The organism is Brevibacterium zhoupengii (assembly GCF_021117425.1).
Lineage (GTDB): Bacteria > Actinomycetota > Actinomycetes > Actinomycetales > Brevibacteriaceae > Brevibacterium > Brevibacterium zhoupengii.
This window is the reverse complement of the sequence record NZ_CP088298.1, coordinates 418971-436161: the sequence shown is the minus strand read 5'-3', so window position 1 is coordinate 436161 and position 17191 is coordinate 418971. Positions and strand designations below refer to the sequence as shown.

The 17191-nt window shown below is 62.9% G+C and carries 19 protein-coding genes; 6 read left to right on the top strand and 13 right to left on the bottom strand.

The annotated features are described in order from the left end of the window. Nucleotides 1-31 precede the first annotated feature (31 nt). Together LQ788_RS02000 and LQ788_RS01995 are read right to left on the bottom strand one after the other, a co-directional pair. A complete protein-coding gene (locus LQ788_RS02000) occupies nt 32-1228 on the bottom strand; it encodes a pyridoxal phosphate-dependent aminotransferase (protein ID WP_231444770.1) in 1197 nt (398 codons plus the stop codon). Nucleotides 1229-1370: 142 nt separating this feature from the next. Then, nucleotides 1371-1772 carry a cupin domain-containing protein gene (locus tag LQ788_RS01995; protein ID WP_231444768.1) on the bottom strand — a complete coding sequence of 134 codons (402 nt, stop codon included), beginning with the start codon at nt 1770-1772 and terminating at the stop codon, nt 1371-1373. Nucleotides 1773-1910: 138 nt separating this feature from the next. Here LQ788_RS01995 and LQ788_RS01990 point away from each other — a divergent pair, with 138 nt between their 5' ends. Next, nucleotides 1911-3365 carry an NAD(P)/FAD-dependent oxidoreductase gene (locus LQ788_RS01990; RefSeq protein ID WP_231444766.1) on the top strand — a complete coding sequence of 485 codons (1455 nt, stop codon included), beginning with the start codon at nt 1911-1913 and terminating at the stop codon, nt 3363-3365. A 45-nt stretch (nt 3366-3410) separates the two neighbouring features. After that, complete coding sequence (locus LQ788_RS01985) at nt 3411-4580, top strand: pyridoxal phosphate-dependent aminotransferase (protein WP_231444764.1); 1170 nt, start codon at nt 3411-3413, stop codon at nt 4578-4580. A 26-nt stretch (nt 4581-4606) separates the two neighbouring features. On the opposite strand, the gene LQ788_RS01980 is transcribed toward LQ788_RS01985, so the two are convergent. From LQ788_RS01980 to LQ788_RS01960, 5 genes are all read right to left on the bottom strand, one after another. Next, on the bottom strand, nt 4607-5935 hold the full coding sequence (locus LQ788_RS01980) for a hypothetical protein (RefSeq protein ID WP_231444762.1): 1329 nt from the start codon (nt 5933-5935) through the stop codon (nt 4607-4609). A gap of 176 nt (nt 5936-6111) precedes the next feature. Next, nucleotides 6112-6738, bottom strand: coding sequence for an RraA family protein (locus LQ788_RS01975; RefSeq protein ID WP_231444760.1), 627 nt, complete (start codon nt 6736-6738; stop codon nt 6112-6114). Next, on the bottom strand, nt 6735-7169 hold the full coding sequence (locus LQ788_RS01970; protein ID WP_231444758.1) for a RidA family protein: 435 nt from the start codon (nt 7167-7169) through the stop codon (nt 6735-6737). The genes LQ788_RS01975 and LQ788_RS01970 overlap by 4 nt, the downstream gene beginning before the upstream one ends. After that, nucleotides 7166-8581 carry an MFS transporter gene (locus LQ788_RS01965; RefSeq protein WP_231444756.1) on the bottom strand — a complete coding sequence of 472 codons (1416 nt, stop codon included), beginning with the start codon at nt 8579-8581 and terminating at the stop codon, nt 7166-7168. Before LQ788_RS01965 ends, LQ788_RS01970 begins: the two co-directional genes overlap by 4 nt. A gap of 207 nt (nt 8582-8788) precedes the next feature. After that, entirely contained in the window at nt 8789-9421 is a 633-nt protein-coding gene (locus LQ788_RS01960; RefSeq protein ID WP_231444755.1) for a homing endonuclease associated repeat-containing protein, read from the bottom strand. A 225-nt stretch (nt 9422-9646) separates the two neighbouring features. On the opposite strand from LQ788_RS01960, the gene LQ788_RS01955 reads away from it, so the two are divergent. Beyond that, nucleotides 9647-9898 (top strand): hypothetical protein, encoded by a 252-nt coding sequence (locus LQ788_RS01955; protein WP_231444753.1) that lies wholly within the window; start codon nt 9647-9649, stop codon nt 9896-9898. Between the two features lie 2 nt (nt 9899-9900). Here LQ788_RS01955 and LQ788_RS01950 read toward each other — a convergent pair whose 3' ends face one another. The 3 genes from LQ788_RS01950 to LQ788_RS01940 form a co-directional block, all read right to left on the bottom strand. After that, the gene (locus LQ788_RS01950) at nt 9901-10320 is read right to left on the bottom strand and encodes a hypothetical protein (RefSeq protein ID WP_231444751.1); all 420 of its coding nucleotides are present in this window, start codon (nt 10318-10320) and stop codon (nt 9901-9903) included. 17 nt (nt 10321-10337) lie between these two features. Then, nucleotides 10338-10967 (bottom strand): small multidrug efflux protein, encoded by a 630-nt coding sequence (locus LQ788_RS01945; protein ID WP_231444749.1) that lies wholly within the window; start codon nt 10965-10967, stop codon nt 10338-10340. A 132-nt stretch (nt 10968-11099) separates the two neighbouring features. After that, the gene (locus LQ788_RS01940; protein WP_231444747.1) at nt 11100-11864 is read right to left on the bottom strand and encodes a MerR family transcriptional regulator; all 765 of its coding nucleotides are present in this window, start codon (nt 11862-11864) and stop codon (nt 11100-11102) included. 196 nt (nt 11865-12060) lie between these two features. Here LQ788_RS01940 and LQ788_RS01935 point away from each other — a divergent pair, with 196 nt between their 5' ends. Next, nucleotides 12061-12231, top strand: a complete 171-nt coding sequence (locus LQ788_RS01935) for a KOW domain-containing RNA-binding protein (RefSeq protein WP_231444745.1) — start codon at nt 12061-12063, stop codon at nt 12229-12231. Between the two features lie 53 nt (nt 12232-12284). Beyond that, nucleotides 12285-12653, top strand: a complete 369-nt coding sequence (locus LQ788_RS01930; protein WP_231444743.1) for a hypothetical protein — start codon at nt 12285-12287, stop codon at nt 12651-12653. Between the two features lie 19 nt (nt 12654-12672). Here LQ788_RS01930 and LQ788_RS01925 read toward each other — a convergent pair whose 3' ends face one another. After that, a complete protein-coding gene (locus tag LQ788_RS01925; protein WP_231444741.1) occupies nt 12673-13020 on the bottom strand; it encodes a biopolymer transporter Tol in 348 nt (115 codons plus the stop codon). A gap of 69 nt (nt 13021-13089) precedes the next feature. Between LQ788_RS01925 and LQ788_RS01920 the strand changes: the two genes are divergently transcribed. Next, nucleotides 13090-16134 carry a DEAD/DEAH box helicase gene (locus LQ788_RS01920; protein WP_231444739.1) on the top strand — a complete coding sequence of 1015 codons (3045 nt, stop codon included), beginning with the start codon at nt 13090-13092 and terminating at the stop codon, nt 16132-16134. Between the two features lie 27 nt (nt 16135-16161). Here LQ788_RS01920 and LQ788_RS01915 read toward each other — a convergent pair whose 3' ends face one another. Together LQ788_RS01915 and LQ788_RS01910 are read right to left on the bottom strand one after the other, a co-directional pair. Next, nucleotides 16162-16557 carry an antitoxin gene (locus tag LQ788_RS01915; RefSeq protein ID WP_231444737.1) on the bottom strand — a complete coding sequence of 132 codons (396 nt, stop codon included), beginning with the start codon at nt 16555-16557 and terminating at the stop codon, nt 16162-16164. Beyond that, nucleotides 16554-17024, bottom strand: coding sequence for a helix-turn-helix domain-containing protein (locus tag LQ788_RS01910; RefSeq protein WP_231444735.1), 471 nt, complete (start codon nt 17022-17024; stop codon nt 16554-16556). Before LQ788_RS01910 ends, LQ788_RS01915 begins: the two co-directional genes overlap by 4 nt. Between the last annotated feature and the right edge of the window lie 167 nt (nt 17025-17191).

Sequence of the window (17191 nt, the reverse complement as noted above, 5' to 3'; positions counted from 1 at the left end):
TGCTCGACCGGCGGCAACTGGGCGCCGGCGATTACCCCTGCGTGACCCAGTCGTGTAAGCGTCCCAGACCTTCGTTGATCTCGTCGACGCCGATGCCGGAGTAGGCCAGGCGGATGTAGCCGCGGTCCTCCCACTCCTGCTTCCGACCGAAGTGTTCGCGGGTGCAGAAGGAGACTCCCGTGTTGTGGAGCGCCGCGGTAGAGAACTCACTCAACGTGGCAATCCCCATGGTCTCCATCGCCTCGGTGACATCGGGGAAGACGTAGAACGTTGAACCCGGCGTCGCCACGCTCATGCCCGGAATCGAGTTGATGATCGAGCAGGTGGCGTCCCGGCGCTTGCGCAGCACTTCGAGCATCTTCCCTACGCCGTCCTGCGGTCCCTGCAGTGCGGCGATACCGGCCCATTGGACGTAATGGGTGGTGCAGGATTCGTCGTTGGTGTTCAACGTCGACATCACCTCGGCGATCTCACGCGGTGCTACGGCACAGCCCAAACGGGAGCCGGTCATCGCGAACTTCTTGCTGAACGTGTAGAGAATGACGGTGCGCTCGCGCATGCCGTCAAGCGCGGCGATGGACTTCGACTTCCCCTTGTAGCGCATCTCGAAATAGGCCTCATCGGAGAGCACCCAGAGGTCGAATTCCTGAGCGATCGCCGCGATCGCCTCACGTTCGGCATCGGTGGATTCGGCTGAGATCGGGTTCTGCAGGTCGTTGTAGATGATGGCGACGGTCTGGTCGTCGATCGAGGCCCGCAGGTGGTCGAGGTCGATGGCGAATCCATCGTCGGTGGGCACGTACCGATAGGGCAGGGCAGTGCCGCCGAGGTACTCGATCTGGGATTCGTAGATCGGGAAGCCGGGGCTGGGATAGAGCACACCCTGACCGGGATCCATGACCATTTGGAGGAACTTCGTGATGACCGGCTTGCCACCGGTGGTCACGACCACCTCGGCGGGGTCGATGCTCATCCCGCGTCGGGAGCCGATGTCATCGGCCAGCGCCGCACGCAGCTCCGGGATTCCCGGGCCCGGGCAGTAGCCGGTCTTGCCGTCCTTGATCGCCTTGTCCATCGCTTCGACGATGTGGGGCGCCATGGGGAAGTTGAGATCGCCGAGGTGGAACGGATAGACCACATTGCCGCGGGCCTTCCAGTCGGCGGCGTCCTGGGCAACTCGGAACGAGGTCTCGGTGCCGAGGTTCTCCAAGCGGCGAGCAGTCTTCATTGTCGGCTCCTTAGTGCAGATGGGATTGCTACGGTCTGCGGTTCGGTTCCAGCGAACTGATACACCGATCGACAGCCGTATTGAACACGATAGAGGACGTGGTCAAGACATTGATCTGCCGTCCGCTGTCGGTGAGACCGCTTCACATCCCGTGCGGGTTCGGCCAGTCTTCGCCCGGGGCGATGTAGAGCTTGCGCAAAGGTGCGTCGTCGACATACCACCAGGTCGTCATTCCCTCTTCAAGACGCACAAGCGTCCCCGGCGACAGATCGATCGGGTCCAGCTTCATGTCATCGAAATCAATCCGACCGTTGCCGCTGATGACGATGAAGACCTCATCGTCTTCGATGTCGCGCATCGTCCCAGCGCTCATCTCCCACAGCCCGTATTCGGCTCCGGCGATCGTGCCGAGTTCGGCGAAGGCCGTGGTCGGATTATCGGTACGACCTCTCGTCGGGACACCGTCATCCAACCGCTGCCAGTCCTCGATGGGCTCATGCTCGAGTGGGAAATCGTGGGTGCTGATCGGCTCCAGTGCGCTCATGGTGCCAGTTTATCGAGACTCCCACCGCCCCATGCGACGGCACTCATGAAACCGTCCCCGGGCTGCACGGAATCCATATGGCAATACGCCGCCCTGCAACCATTTACTTCGCTCCAGCGGTGGGATAGAACTGATTCCATGTCCTACCTCAACGGCGAGGCCTCCCATTGGCTGACCCAGTCCCCTCCCGAGACCACTGTCCCCGCTCCGCTGCCCACCGAGAAACAGGACCTCGTCATCGTCGGCGGCGGCATGACCGGGCTGTGGTCGGCCTACTACGCGAGGCAGGCCCACCCTGACTGGCAGATCACCGTCGTCGAGGCCAAGCACATCGGCTACGGGGCCTCGGGCCGCAACGGCGGCTGGCTCTCCACGCTGATGCCCGGGAACAGAGCCAAGTACACCGAGGCGGTCGACCGTGCCCGCAGCAGTGACCCAAACGGTCCGGTCGGCTCCGCCGGACTGACCGGAGTGGAGTCGGTGAGGTCGTTCCAATCCGCGCTCTTCGACACCATCGACGAGGTCCTCGACGTCCTCGAACGGGAGGGCATCGACGCCCATCAGGCCCGCGGCGGCCATATCGACATCGCCCAGTCCGAGGCCGGAATGACCCGACTGCGCGAACTCTTCGACGGTGACAAGCAGTACGGCTACGGACCCGAGGACATGCAGTTCCTCGACGCCGAGGCGACCAAGGCACACGTCAACGTCGACAACGCCCACGGCAGCGTGTTCTTCCCCGGCACCGCCCGCGTTGATCCAGCACTCCTCACGCGTGGCTTGGCCGCAGTCCTCAAGAATCACGGTGTCACGATCTGCGAGGACACCTCGGCGGGTCACATCGGCAAGGGTATCGTCGCAACGAATCGTGGCCCGGTCACCGGGGACACGATCTTCGTGTGCCTCGAGGGGTATTCGGACACCGTCACCGGTGACCTGCCCGGGCTGGAGGGGCGTCAGGTCATCCCCGTGTTCTCGTCGATGATCGCGACCAACCCGCTTCCCGCCTCGGCGTGGGAGGACATCGGCTGGGACGGTCGCGAATGCTTAGGCGACACCGCGCACACCTTCATCTACGCCCAGCGCACCGACGACGATCGGATCGCCTTGGGCGGTCGCGGGGCACCGTATGCCTTTCGCTCGGGTCTGCCCGGTGACGGGACGGTCCCCGCCGAGGTGGTCGATCTGCTGGCCTCGCGCTTGGCCTCGCTCTTTCCCGACCTCGAGTTTGAGGTCGCCCACGCTTGGCGCGGTGCGCTGGGTGTGACCCGCGACTGGTGTGCGGGGATCTTCTTCGACGCCGACCAGCGCATCGGTGTGGCCCGCGGCTATGCCGGACATGGGGTCACGGCCACGCATCTGGCGGCGAAGACCCTGCTCGATCGGGCGTCCGGCGCGTCGACTCCATTGACGGCGCTGCCGTGGAACGACCACTTCTCCGGCCAGTGGGAGCCCGAACCGATTCGCTGGCTGGGTATCCGCTCGATGTACAAGATCTTCAACATCGCCGATGAGTGGGAGCGAATCACGGGCGCTAAGAAGACGAGCCTGCTCGCCCAATTCGGGTCCCGCCTCGCCGGGCTCCACGAATAGACCCGGCCCAACCAACGTGGCTCCACACAGAAGTACGAGGAATCAATGACACATGAGTACCGCCGCATCTCCCCGATGGCTCAGAACTACCCGGCTTCGAACATCCGGAAGATGTTCAACCTCGCACTGGACTACCCCGATGCCGTGAAGCTCACTGTCGGTGAGCCCGACTTCAACACCCCGGAGCACATCAAGACTGCCGGGATCCGCGGGATCGAGAACAACCAGACGCGCTACGTTGCCAACGCCGGAATCCCACCGCTGCGCAACGCCATCGCCGGCAAGTACGCGAAGCGCTGGGACCGGGAAGTCACCTCGAACAACGTCATGGTCTCCTTCGGCGCGATGGAAGCCTTAACCTTCGCCCTCGACGTCACAGTCTCCCCCGGTGAGGAGGTGATCATCCCCGATCCCAGCTTCCCGAACTATGTCGGTCAGATCCACCGCCTCGGCGGGGTCGCGGTGGCAGTTCCGGTGGAGGAAGAGGCCGGGTTCAAATTCCGCGCCGAGGATGTTCGCGCCGCCATCAGCGACAAGACCGCGGCGATCATCATCAACAGTCCGTCCAATCCGCTGGGCTCGGTCATGGATCGGGCTGAGCTCGAGAAGCTCGCGGACTTGGCCGAGGAGCACGGGTTCACGATCATCTCTGACGAGGTCTACGAAGAGATGGTCTTCGACGATGCCGTCTTCACCTCCATCGCCGAGGTGCGGCCCGGCTTCGATCGCTTCCTCGTCGTGGGCAGCTTCTCGAAGACTTACGCGATGACCGGCTGGCGGTGCGGTTTCGTCATCGGTTCAACCGATCTCATTGCACCGATGGCGCTGCTGCAGGAGGGCCTCACCTCCAGCCTCCCGGGATTCGTCCAAGAGGCAGCAGTGGCCGCGATCGAGGGGCCGCAGTCCGACGTCGAGATGATGGTGAAATCCTACGCGCAGCGCCGCGATCTCATGATGGAGCGCATCAACGCCATCGACGGGCTCAGCCTGTTGCGCCCCGAAGCCACCTTCTACGCCTTCGTCAACATCAAGGAGTGGGGACTGACCGGCTGGGAGCTGGCCACGCAGCTGCTGGAGAAGCACAATCTCGCGACGATCCCCGGCTCGGCGTTCGGTGCTGCGGGCGAGGGGTACATGCGGCTGACGTTCGCCGTTGCCCCGGAGACGATCAATGAAGCGTGTGACCGGCTGGCCGCGTTTGCAGCCAGCCGGTAAGCGGTCATCCGGTCACCGTGCAGCCGTCATTCCACCTCGGTGATCCCGGTGCCGTTCTCTGCGGTGACGCTGACTCCAGACGGCGCAGCACCCGATGCGGTGACTTGAACGCCGTCTGACCTCAGTCCCCGAGCGATGATGCCGCCTGCAACATCCCACGAATCGACGGTGTCGGCGATCTCCACGGTGACGACATCATCCCCGGCAGTGGTGATCGCGCCTCCGACCCGCACTTCTTCAACCGATCCGCCGGGCTTGATGCTCAATGCCACTGCCTTGAGCGTCATCTGCACTCCTTTGACGAGACTGAGTCCGGTCCCGCCCTCGGTGCTGATGTCGCCCTTGACCCGGAGCTTGGGCAGCGGCCTGGACAGTTGGATGCCGATCGACCCGTCCGCGTGAGTGGCGATGGATTCGAAGTTCGCCTCAGCCAGTGAACCGTCGTAGAGGTTGAAGCCGCGCGCCCCCTTGCCGAAGGTCTGGATCGGGGCGGTGACAGTGAGCGTGCCGATATCGCTGAAGTTGACGAACCCGATGCCGCTGGGCCCGTTCGATGTGATCGGGGCCTTCGCAGTCCAGGACCTCACATCGCCCCAGTTGTCGAGGACCATGTCGTTCTGACCATTCGTGGTCACCGGCCCCTCGTTGACCACTTCGTCGACATGGGCACCGCTGATGACGAACACACCTCCGCTGATGAGGTCGGCCGCGCCTGCGGGAATTCCTCCGTCTGTGTGGATCTCACCTGTGACCAGCCGGGTCATCGTCAGGGTGCCGCCGGAGGCTTTGCCCTCGTCGGTGCCGTGGCCTCCGACGAAGACGCCGCTGCCGCGCACCGGGGTCTGCTCGGTTCCGATGGAGATTCCGGTGACTTCGGCAGTGATGGCAGCGCCCGCCTCAGGCTGGCGGTTCCAGATCGTGAGTCCGCCCTGCAGAGCTTCGACGCCGAATCCTCGAGGTCGGTCGAAGCGTCCCCGCAGGTCCGCGGCTGTGACTGCGAGTCCGTCGATGGCGATGTGTCCGGACCTCGCCTGGTCTGTGGCTACGAGGGCAACCTGGCCGACTGTGGTGACATTGCGCAGGTTGAGGGTGCCCCAGTCGGCGACACTCGTGTCCGCGTAGATCGCAACTTCGTGTTCGGGGACGATGACCTCGACGTCTTCGAGAATGTTGTCGCCGGTGAGCATCACACCCTTGGAGCCGAATTCGAGACGTCCGCCCCGCAGGGTGGTCCCTGGGGAGAGAACGATGCGCGGTGATCCCGTGATCGTTCCTGTGACTTCGATGATCGGGGCGCCGTCGGCCACGGCTGACTGCAGTTCCTCGGCGTTCGTGACTGTTCGCGGTTCTGACATCGGTGGCTCCTCACATCGCGTGTCCACAGGACTGCTTACACGACACAATCTATACCTGCCCGATCCGCGTGCAACCGCTCATGCCGGCTTGCCCCTGAGCTTCGGTGGATTTTCTGAGCTAACTCCCGGTCCAGTGCCGTTCGGTCCCGAGGTCGCGGTCGAACACAGTCAGCACCTCACCCCGGCAACAGCACTCTCAGGTCACCCCCGGCCGCGATCTTAGCCAGCAGCTCGCCTTCTCCACGGTCGGAGTCCAGTGCCGCCTGCAGGATCTCATCGCCCGGTCCGTCGGGCGGCAGAACGAGCACTCCCTGGGCGTCACCGAGAACCAGGTCACCCGGTCGGACCTTGACCCCGCCGACCTCGACCTCGCAGTCGAGCACGCCGTCGCCGAGGTTGCCTGACCGTTTCGTCGTCCGCGCCGTGAGTCCGGTGGCGAAGACCGGGAGTTGGTCCTGGACTGCGCGGAGCGCAACGACATCAGTCACGGGCCCATCGACGACCATGCCCGCGGCGCCCTGGGCGATCGCCGCAGCAGCAGTCACTGCCCCTACCGGTGCGTGGAGCCCACCGGCAACTCGGATGACGAGCACATCACCCGGGGCCAACGCATGCAGCGCCCGGTTGACGGCGAGCGCGTCGGGTTCACGCAGATCAAGGGTCCGTGCGACGCCGACCATCTGCGGCCCGGCGTTGATCGGGGCCATAGTCTGGGAGCAGAAGCCGTCCTCGAGGAAGTGTCCGAGCGTAGGCAGCTCGACCTCACGAAGGGCAGCGAGCAGCTCGGCAGAAGGCCGGCTCACGCAACCACCTCGGGCGCAGCAACGTCAGCTACCCCTGCAGTCTCGTCCGCAGAGGCAGCCTCGTCGACGACGGCAACACATTCCACCTCGAGAGAGATGTCCCAGATCGAGACGCACACGGTGGTCCGTGCCGGCTTCGCCTCTGCGAAGAAGTCCGCGTAGACGCGGTTGAATGGTTCCCGTTGTTCGGGCGCGGTCAGATAGGCGTTGACCTTGACGACCCGATCGATTCCGCTGCCCGCGGTTTCGAGCACCGACTTGAGGTTGCTCAGGCAGGTTCGCACCTGGTCCTCGAAGGCCTCAGGTTTCACTCCGTCGGCGGCGAAGGGGACCTGTCCGGTGGTGAACACGAACCCGTTGGCGACGACGGCCTGGGAGTAGGGTCCAATGCTCGGGGCCAGCCCAGGGGCGGTCTCAATCCGGCGGATCATCGACCCTCCTCCCCCACCTCGGCGGGGGCAGCGGTATCAGGCGCCACTCCAGCCTCGGCGGTGTCGGCCTTGTCGATGCTCTGCAGGCGATTGTCGGTGAGCAGGAACAGGGCGATGAGGGACAGGACCGCGGAGCCCGCGATGTACCAGGCCATCGAGTCGGACTTGCCGGTGACGTCGAGCAGCCACACGGTGATCGCGGGGGTGATGGCCGAGCCCAGCAGACCCGAGAGCATGTAGGACACGGAGAGTCCGGAGTAGCGGATCTTCGCGCCGAAGAGCTCGGCGAGGAAGGTCGCGATCGGCCCGTAGTTCGCGCAGAAGGCGATCATCATCAGCCCGTAGGCGAGGAAGACTGCGGCGGCGCTGCCAGTGTTCATGAGCCAGAAGAATGGGAAGGCGAGGATGACTTCGCCGGCGATTCCTGCGGCGATGATCGGGCGCCGTCCGACCTTGTCGGAGAGGCGGCCGAAGACCGGGATGAAGATGAGCCCGATGATGCAGGCGACGAGGACGACCCAGAGCATGAAGTTGCTCGACAGCCCCTTCTCCTGGGTGCCGTAGTTGACGCCCGAGGCGACCATGAGTGTGAACGTGGAACCGGTCGACAGGGTCGCGATGCCGCCGAGGATGACGGGTTTCCAGTAGTGGCGCATGAGGTGGGCGAAGGGCAGTTTGGCCTTCGCGCCCTGTTCGCGGACCTGCTGGAAGCTCGGGGTCTCTTCGATGTTGAGGCGGATGTAGATGCCGACGGCGACGAGCAGCACGGAGGCGATGAACGGGACCCTCCAGCCCCAGGAGATGAGCGCTTCTTCGGACACGAGACCGGTGACGATGAGGAAGGCGAGGTTGGCCAGCAGGGTCCCCACGGGGACGCCCACCTGGACCATCGAGCCGTACCAGCCTCGGCGCTCCTCGGGTGCGTGTTCGACGGTCATGAGAACCGCCCCGCCCCATTCGCCGCCGAGCGCCAGCCCTTGGATGATGCGCAGGGTGAGCAGGATGAACGGTGCGGCGATGCCGATCGTGTTGAAGTCGGGGACCAAGCCGATGGCCAGGGTAGCGCCACCCATGACGAGGAGGGAGACGAGCAGCATCGATTTGCGTCCGAGGCGGTCACCGAAGTGTCCGAACAGGACCGCACCGACCGTGCGCGCCAGGTAGGCGGCGGCGAAGGTGAGGAACGCGAGGATCGTACCCAGGGCCGGTGAGAGTTCGGGGAAGAAGACCTGGTTGAACACCAGCGCCGAGGCGGTGCCGAAGAGGAACAGGTCGTACCATTCCACGGTGGTGCCGATGACGCTGGCGGTCGCGATCTTGCGCATCTTCGTGCGATCGAGGCGAGCGCTGGCGGCGGTGCCGGTGCCTGAGTTGTCGACGGAACCGTCGTCGGTGCGAGTTGGCGAACTCATGGTGGTGCCTCCGAGAGTGCAGATGAACAGGGTTAGAAGTGACTGTCATCACTCTTCCCTGTGTGCACTCCGCCAACAATGAAATTTCACACCGGGGTGGGGCTCAGAATTGTGTATTTGCACATTTCGGCGTCATCGAGCCATCCCGCGGTGGCTTAAAAATTCCGTGCTGGGCCACTGACCCCGCGCTCGGGATACCTGGGGCGCTCACCCCGCCGAGGCAAGTGCCGCGTTCCAACTGCCGTAGAACTTCCGCACAGCGGCGGCCGAGGGCACTTCACCCTTGTGTTCGGCGGCGTATTCTCCGTAGGCCTTGTACGTGGCACCGAGGTCCCGGTCGTCGCAGTCGGCGACGAAGTTGGCGATCGCTTTGTCATATGCGGCCTCGTCGAAGCGCAGCTGGCCTCGTGCTCGACCCACCGAGCTCGTGGCAAGTCCCGCGGCCTTGAGTGCCTCGTTCCAGGAACCGAAACGTTGGACAGCAGTTTGGCTGGTAGGCGGCCAGACGCTGGCGCCCTTAGTCGAGACCACGCCCAGCTGCCCGAGGACTGCGGTGCGTGCCTTCTCGTATTTCGCCGCGGTCAACGCCACCGGGCTGGGTGAGCTGCGCACGCGTGCAATGGAATCAGCCACCTCGGCGAGGGCCTTCTTCACACCACTCTCATCCAACGTCTGATTGTGGAGGGCTACCTCAACCTCGGCGAGGATCTCGCGGTCCTTGGGACTCAGCGCGGACGCGGCAGTCGGGGCCAGGTCAGCGTCGGTCGCGGCGAGGTGGAGCAGCGCCCCGATGAGTGCGGGGGCGGCGGTGTGGGATCTGTCGGTGTCGGAGTCAATCATCGACTTCATCTTACGTGCCGCATCTGCGAAGTGTTCTTCGCTGAAGCTCTTCCCCGCTTGGGCATTGCTTTCCGGCAACGTCGGCTGTGCGTACCAGGCTGGTCACACGATGTGCCGAACCGGGTACACCGATCTCCTCACCTGGCCAAAGGCCGAATCTAGAGTCAGTTGTGTCCCCGGCCGACTGGTCAGGGGCACGACTGCAAAAAGGAGATTGTCGTGAGAATGAAAAGGATTCTCGGAATTGGAACCGCCTCGCTCGTCCTCGCCTCGGTGAGCGTGCTCGGTGCCGGCCCCGCGATGGCAGACACGAGCAAGTCCACGTACGGGTACTACCCGACCCTCGAAAAATGCCAACAAGTCACGGCAGGAAAGGCCCTCGCTCACCAGCTCCAGGGCCGGAAGGTGACCAAGCAGGAGTGCTACGTCGTCCGTCCTGATGAGAAATATTTGGGAGTGGTCATCTCATACGGCTGAGATCAGACGGCCCGCTGACGCCGAGATTCGTCGGCAAACGCATCCCTGACGACTCCGATCCCGAACGGCAGGCTGCAGACGGCCACGGCCATGAGCAGCGAAGCGATCGCCGAGTCGACGATGAGGAAGTAACCTCCGCCGAGGAGCACCATCGACACTCCGGCTGAGACCATGCGGCTGGTCAGCGTCCCGCCGATGTCGCTGCCGTCGAGGATGACGTCGATGAGCCGGGAAATGACGAACCAGGCGACGAAGATGCCGAAGGTCGCCAGCAGTGACTCGGAGAGGGCCAAACGCATCGGCACCTCGAGCGCCCAGCCCAGCAGGGTGGCCGAGAACGGCATGAGCAGGGGAAGGACCGTGGCCACAACAGCGATGGCCGAATAGGTGAGGATCTTCCTGTGGCGGTAGGCGGTGGTCATGGTTCTTCCTTTCCGGTTCAGCTGGTGAACAGGGACAGTGCTCCGGTGGCGATGAGTGTGGTCAGTGTCGTCCAGGCGACGATGGCGATGCCCTGCCAGAGCAGGATCCATGAGGTCTTGACTCCTGAGCTGACCAAGATCGTCGAGGTGATCTGAGTCGGAATGGCAAGGGGTCCGAGCAGGCTCGCCCCCGGGACACCGAAGCGGGTGAGGAAGCGTTTGAACTTGATGCGGCCCTTCGACTCGGGCTTCTTCTGAGCGGGTGGCTCGTCGAGGAACCTTACTTCGCCCTCCGCAGGTCCGCGTTCACCGGCAACGGTCGCGCCCTCATCGGCAAAGGTTGCGTCCGCCCCAGCTCCAGCCACTCCGGCTCCCACGGGAACGCTTTCCCGAGCTCGGCTTCGGCGAGCAACCACGGCCTCACGAGCCCGGGCACCGAGCAGCACGATGACGGTAACGCAGATGAAGTTGCCGATTGCCCCGGCGAGCCCTGCGACGATCGGGTTGAGGCCAGCCCACACTCCGATGACAGCTGAGACCTCGCCCTCGACGAAGGGCACTGCTCCGGCGAGCGCGATGATGAACGGCTGCAGAAGGTCGGGGACGTGGGAGGCGAGGCTTTGGAAGAAGGTGATGAGGGTGTTCATGATGTCCTCTGGAAGTAGTCCGGTTGATTACTTCCAGTGGAAACTGTGTTCTCAGAACAGGGTCAAGCCCTGAAGGTCGAACACCGGAAATTCACAGCTGGGCGGGCTGCCGCACGGTCACCTCGGCGGGTTTCAGTTCGATTCTTTGGCCGCCTGGGCCTTCACGAACTCGATGAAGCGCTCGCGTTCTTCGTCTGAGATGTCCAAGGTCGGGAAGATCTGGAGGAAGGCTCGCTGGATGACATCGACTTGGGCGCTGTTGTAGAGCTCAGTGATCGAACCGGCGATGGCAGACTGTCCGATGCTGATGTCTCCGCGCATGCCGTGTGCTGGTGCAAGCAGCCAGGGATTCGCCTCGAGATGCGCCTTCATGCTCGGCGCGACGACCTCGGCCAGCCGTGCTCGCGTGGCTTCGTCGGCGTCCTCGGCGAGATCGTCGATTTCCCTATCGGCGGGTGAATTTGTGGCCATGATCGACTTGATCTCAGTCATCGTCGTCTCGTCGTAGAGCCGCGAATACAGTGACATCAGGTTGCGGTCGGGAGCTGACATCTTCGCCGCGATGTCGATGAAGCCGGCGGCAGTGTCGATCGGGGCGCCGTACTCAAGCAGCTCCGCAATCTGCCCACGCGCCTTCTCCAGCTCGGCGATGGTCTCGCCGAGTTCGACGTCGAGACGTTTGAGCGTCAGCTGCTGCGCTTCATGATCATTTTGAATGGAGCCGATGTCGGACAACGGAATGCCGATCTCGCGCAGCCGCCTGATCTGCAGGAGCCTGAGCACGTGGGCCGCCCCGTACTGCTTGTACCCGTTACTCATCCGTTCGGGCTGAGCCAGCAGCTCGAGCTTGTGATAATGCCGAATCGTATTGACCGTGGTCCCGGTCAACTCCGCCAACTCGCTCGTACTCCACCCCACGGGTCGTTCCCCTCGCCGCTGCGTCGTCGGTACCAGACGTTACCCAGTCTAGAGCCGAACACACATTTTCTTCGCGCGGACCTCACTCTGGTGTGGAAAGATTCGCTGTCGGCCCATCCACTGTGGCCACCCGCGCATGACCATGGCAGCGGCCTCGGCATGCTTACATTGAGTCATGACTGAGTTCAAGATCGGCGACACTGTCCAAGTCACCTCCGGAGCCATGGCCCACAGCGTCGGCACCGTCGTCTACCTCTATGAGGAGACAGGCAAGTACCTTGTACGCACGGGCGTGGGCACACAGGACTACTATTCCCCGGACGAGATCGAGCTGTTCAAGCCTTGAACTGCCTCCGTGACTCCATGCCGCCACGGACACCGCCGCGCTAAAGTGTACGCATGGTCGTCGAACCACCAGCCGTCGAACGGCGAGAAACGCTGGGTGCCTACCTGATTCCCTTCAGCGTGTGGGCCCTGGCAGCACTTGCTACCGTCGTTATGTGGGCTTTCGCTCCGGCCCACAACGTCAATGGGTCGTGTGAAGGCATTGGTTTCGGCTGCTCTCCATCTCCACGCGACACGATCGCCATGTTCGCCTTGTTCTTCGGCATTCCAGCGACCATCGGCTGGTTGGGATTCTGCGCAATCGTCACGGCCCTCCTGAATAAGACGATGCGGGCGAAGTGGTGGGTGCGAGGTCTGGTGTCGCTGGCTATCTGCCTCACAGTCAGCGCGATCGCCGTCGCTCTCATTCTCGTCGCAGGGTAACGCCACCCCTCGACGGTTCTCAGCGCAATCGATCCAGCGCATCCTCGGCGCGGGCGAGTCGCTTGTCTGCGCACATCTGCCACCAGTAGTCGCCCCGTTCGCCGAGTCCGTGCTTGGCGATATTGACCCGATTGCGGGCCGTGCTCACGTCCTCGTCCGTGCCTGTCTTCTTTGCAGTCCGGACAGCGTTGCGTGCTGTGCCGAGGTGGCTTTTCAGTTCTGCGACCATCTCCTCAGGCAGTTCCGGATCGGTTCTGCGCCATTTCCGGCCCTTGATGACCATCCATTTCTGCGTCTCACTGTATTCGCACTCCCCATCCTGGCCCATGATCAACAGTCTGTTCTCCTTCGATGACTGTGTCCACATCGCGTGTCCACGCGATGTTCGGTGGGTGCTGGGAACCGATGTGTCCGCCCTCAATGAGAAGATGGCACGGTGCCCGACAATGACCATGCTTCGTCCCATCACACCGCCGGTTGGCGTGATGCCTTCGCCTCCCTCGCCGAGGTGGCCCCGCAGGAGTACACGCCCGTGGCCTTGGGATTCGAACTCGTCGAGGTCATCGCCCGGACATGGTTCGAACCGAAGCACTCGGTCGTGCTGGAGAAGCAGGAGGTCTCCCCCGGCTCCAATCCCAGCCTTGCGATCCGCCCGCTCATCCTCAGCGAATCCGGCAATTGGGTGAAGAAATCCCTCACCTGGCGCACCATCGACCGCATGGCCAGGCAGTTCAACGTCGATCCTCGCCACCAAGAGTGGTTCACTCAACTTTCGGGTCTGCGGACTCGGGACAAAACGGATTTCACACCCGATGGTGCGCCCTACAACCTCGGCGACTTTCACACTCCACTGCTGTGGGACATTTTCGCTCAGGCCGTCGAACTTGGGATCGAACTCGTCGGCGTCAATCAGAGCATGGATGTGCACATCGGTCGTGAGGCGAAGGCGATCATCGACGTCAACCGGGTGAAGAACCAGCTGCGAGTGCAGCCACAGGTCACGATCGATGAACGCGAATTCTCACCGGGTCTGACCAAACCCATCTGGACGCACGGGTTCTTCGGCGTCGATCTGTGCACGGGCTTCACCGTAGCCATGGCACCGGCGGCCAAACCGACCGCACAGTCAGCACTCTCAGTATTCCAATCGCCCGGCCCGATCACGATCCCGGCAAGCGAATCCGAGGAATTCTTCGAGGAGTACTACCCGCTGCTGCGTACCTCCGCCGAGGTCGTCAGCACCGACGAGACGGTGAAGTTCCCCCAGTTCAGCCAGCCGCGGCTGGTCCTCTTCATGGTCTACGGTGCGAAGGACCACCTGAGCCTGCAGTGGTATTGGGAGTACTCGGGACCGCGCCGGACCCTGCCCGTGGTGCCCCTGTCGGAGCTTGGGACCTCCGCCATCCGCACCACAGCGGGCGCGCGCAGCACCACTCCGACGCCGGACCCACGCGACAACCGCGACCTAGAGCATGAAGGCGCCGTGCTAGACCAAGTCGCGTCCGTTCTCGCTGAGACTCAACCGCCCGGTCACCCCCGAGACATGGAGCTCTCCGACGTCGACACCGCGGACTTCGTCGTCAATGTCCTGCCCGGGCTCGAGGAGATCGAGCACGTCAAAGTCATCACGCGCGGGAAGAAGCAGCCCTACCGCGAGCTCGGCGGGGAACCGAACATCACGATCACCTCGGTCGAGTCGGAGAAGAACGATTGGTTCGACCTCGGCTTCCAGATCACCATCGACGGCAAGCCGATCCCCTTCGTCAAGCTCTACAAAGCCCTGGCATCGGGGACGAAGAAGATCAAGCTCGTCGATCACACGTTCCTATCGCTGAACAAACCCGCCTTCGACAAGCTCAAGGCGCTCCTGGCCGAGGCCGATCTCATCCCCGAGTGGGAGCCCGAGTCGCCCAAGATCACGCGCCTGCATGTGGGCCTGTGGTCGGAGTTCGAAGAGCTCGCCGATGAGTCCCAGCCGGCCCAGTCGTGGCAAGAATCCGCACAGGCTCTGCTCGACCTCGACCTCGACCACCTGCCCACCGTCGAAGTCCCTCGTCTGAACGGCGTCACCATGCGGCCCTACCAGGTGCAGGGATTCCGGTGGCTGGCTCTGCTGTACAAGTGCCACCTCGGCGGAATCCTCGCCGACGACATGGGCCTAGGCAAGACCCTGCAGACCCTGGCACTCATCGCTCATGCAAAGTCAGAGCTTCCGTTCCTCGTCGTCGCCCCCACCTCGGTGGTGGACAACTGGGCGAAGGAGGCCGCAAAGTTCACCCCTGACCTCGACGTTCGTGTTGTTTCCGAGTCGACGAAGAAGAGGCAGAAGCCCCTCGCCGAGGTGGTCGCCGGTGCCGATGTCATCGTTATGTCCTATGCAATGCTGCGCCTGGACGAGGACCCGATCTCCCGCCTGGACTGGGCCGGCTTCATTCTCGATGAGGCACAGTTCGTGAAGAACAGCTCTTCCCAGGTCCACATGGCTGCGAAATCGGTCAACGCACCCTTCCGGCTGGCTCTGACGGGCACTCCGATGGAGAATTCTCTGCGCGATGTGTGGTCGCTGTTCTCCATCACCGCACCTGGACTCTTCCCCAGCGCGCATCAATTCGAGAAGGAATACGTGCGGCCCATCGAAGGCGGTGAGGATCCGGGACGAATGGGACGGCTGCAGAAGCGGATCAGGCCCTTCATACTGCGCCGCACGAAGGATCTCGTCGCCGCCGATCTGCCGGAGAAGCAGGAGCAGGTCATCAATGTCGAGCTCAACACTGCGCACCGCCAACTCTACGATCGGGTGCTGCAGAAGGAGCGGAAGAAGATCCTCGGCTTCATCGACAGCGAGTATGACAAGCAGCGCTTCATCGTCTTCCGCTCACTGACCCTGCTGCGCATGATCGCCCTGGACCCGCGCATCGTCGACGTCGAACACGAAGGCGTGCCCTCGTCCAAGCTCGCCGCCCTCATGGAACGCCTCGAGGATGTCGTCGCCGAGGGCCACCGCTCAATCGTGTTCAGCCAGTTCACTTCTTTCCTCGACAAGGTGGCCGAGGACCTCGATCGCCGAGGTGTCCCCTACGTCATCCTCGACGGCTCGACTCGCAATCGCGGCCAGGTCGTCGAGGAGTTCCGATCCGGTGCGGCTCCGGTGTTCCTCATCAGCCTCAAGGCCGGCGGGTTCGGCCTCAACCTCACCGAGGCCGACTACGTCTTCCTCATGGATCCGTGGTGGAACCCGGCGACGGAGAATCAGGCGATCGACCGAGCGCACCGGATCGGGCAGACGAAGAACGTCATGGTCTATCGCTATGTCGCCGAAGGCACGATCGAGGAGAAGGTCCTGGCCCTGCAGAAGAAGAAAGCCGAGCTCTTCGACTCTCTCATGACCGACGGCGGAGCATTCGAGGGACGCGGCCCCAACGGTCAGGCATTCAGCCAGACGGTGACGGCCGAGGACATTCGGGGGTTGCTCGAGGGGTAGCCGCAGGTACTCGTTGGTGGACTGAACTCAGCTCTTGAGCAGTCGCTCGATAATTTCTGGCACACTCACCGTGATGGCCTCCCAGAAACGATCATCATTCATCACCGCGTACCCGGCGTGAGCGGCGATATTGCGAGTTGCGCGAATTGCAGCGATCTCCTCCGCTGAAAGCAACTCTGCCCAGGGCGAGAATTCAGATCGTTCGGTCAGTGAAGCCAACCTGATAATCACCATGCTCGCGACATCATAGGCAACAGATCCGTCGGCGAACTCATCACGTCGGCTGGTGGCCACAGACTTCGAGCGCAACAGAATGCGTGACAGCTCTGTGCGAATGTTCTCCTCATCGTGATCGACCGAACTGGACGCTGTCTGACGTGGCTTCCTGACGAACGGAACACCAGGCTGGTCCGATGAAGTCATACAGGAACCGCCTCGCGCAGCGCCTGCCACCCTGAAGGGAAGGGGCCGTCGTCAACAATGACATCGGTCGTGAATCCGGTGATCGTCCGGACGTCCTCACCGAATAGGGCAAGATCAAACAGAGTAGTCCCTTTGTCAGGGGTGACAAGAAGGTCAATGTCGCTGTTGAAGTTGTCCTCGCCGCGCGCCACAGAGCCGAATACCCTCACATTGCGCAGGCCACGCCGAGATGCGGCTTTTCTGACTGCGTTGAAATTGCGTTCCAAGGCGAGCGACGGTCGATAGTCGGCCGCTTCGAGAACTCGATCGAGCATCTCCTCAGAGACGTTTCTCGTCCCAGATTCCATCTGCGCCAGACTTGGTTGGCGCAATCCAGCGCGCCTCGCCAGCTCTGCCTGCGTCAGGCCAGCGTCAAGGCGTGCTTCGCGAATGAGTTCGCTCGGATTCTCTGCATGGAACCGTCCCATACCTCAAATATAGCGCGACGCTATCGACAGCACCAGAGCATATCTTCGCGATCATTGCCTCCGGGCTGGTGCTCGCTGGTGCAACGTTTATCGTCCTCTTCGATCGCAGCAGCAAGGACGAAGGCAGCCAGAGCTAAAGTCACATTACGCTCGAGAATATTTACTTC

What these genes read in the sequence shown, in the direction of transcription:
- LQ788_RS02000 (WP_231444770.1), bottom strand. Translation starts at nt 1,228, where the DNA reads ATGAAGACTGCTCGCCGCTTGGAGAACCTCGGCACCGAGACCTCGTTC.
- LQ788_RS01995 (WP_231444768.1), bottom strand. Translation starts at nt 1,772, where the DNA reads ATGAGCGCACTGGAGCCGATCAGCACCCACGATTTCCCACTCGAGCAT.
- LQ788_RS01990 (WP_231444766.1), top strand. Translation starts at nt 1,911, where the DNA reads ATGTCCTACCTCAACGGCGAGGCCTCCCATTGGCTGACCCAGTCCCCT.
- LQ788_RS01985 (WP_231444764.1), top strand. Translation starts at nt 3,411, where the DNA reads ATGACACATGAGTACCGCCGCATCTCCCCGATGGCTCAGAACTACCCG.
- LQ788_RS01980 (WP_231444762.1), bottom strand. Translation starts at nt 5,935, where the DNA reads ATGTCAGAACCGCGAACAGTCACGAACGCCGAGGAACTGCAGTCAGCC.
- LQ788_RS01970 (WP_231444758.1), bottom strand. Translation starts at nt 7,169, where the DNA reads ATGATCCGCCGGATTGAGACCGCCCCTGGGCTGGCCCCGAGCATTGGA.
- LQ788_RS01965 (WP_231444756.1), bottom strand. Translation starts at nt 8,581, where the DNA reads ATGAGTTCGCCAACTCGCACCGACGACGGTTCCGTCGACAACTCAGGC.
- LQ788_RS01960 (WP_231444755.1), bottom strand. Translation starts at nt 9,421, where the DNA reads ATGATTGACTCCGACACCGACAGATCCCACACCGCCGCCCCCGCACTC.
- LQ788_RS01955 (WP_231444753.1), top strand. Translation starts at nt 9,647, where the DNA reads ATGAAAAGGATTCTCGGAATTGGAACCGCCTCGCTCGTCCTCGCCTCG.
- LQ788_RS01950 (WP_231444751.1), bottom strand. Translation starts at nt 10,320, where the DNA reads ATGACCACCGCCTACCGCCACAGGAAGATCCTCACCTATTCGGCCATC.
- LQ788_RS01945 (WP_231444749.1), bottom strand. Translation starts at nt 10,967, where the DNA reads ATGAACACCCTCATCACCTTCTTCCAAAGCCTCGCCTCCCACGTCCCC.
- LQ788_RS01935 (WP_231444745.1), top strand. Translation starts at nt 12,061, where the DNA reads ATGACTGAGTTCAAGATCGGCGACACTGTCCAAGTCACCTCCGGAGCC.
- LQ788_RS01930 (WP_231444743.1), top strand. Translation starts at nt 12,285, where the DNA reads ATGGTCGTCGAACCACCAGCCGTCGAACGGCGAGAAACGCTGGGTGCC.
- LQ788_RS01925 (WP_231444741.1), bottom strand. Translation starts at nt 13,020, where the DNA reads ATGTGGACACAGTCATCGAAGGAGAACAGACTGTTGATCATGGGCCAG.
- LQ788_RS01915 (WP_231444737.1), bottom strand. Translation starts at nt 16,557, where the DNA reads ATGACTTCATCGGACCAGCCTGGTGTTCCGTTCGTCAGGAAGCCACGT.
- LQ788_RS01910 (WP_231444735.1), bottom strand. Translation starts at nt 17,024, where the DNA reads ATGGGACGGTTCCATGCAGAGAATCCGAGCGAACTCATTCGCGAAGCA.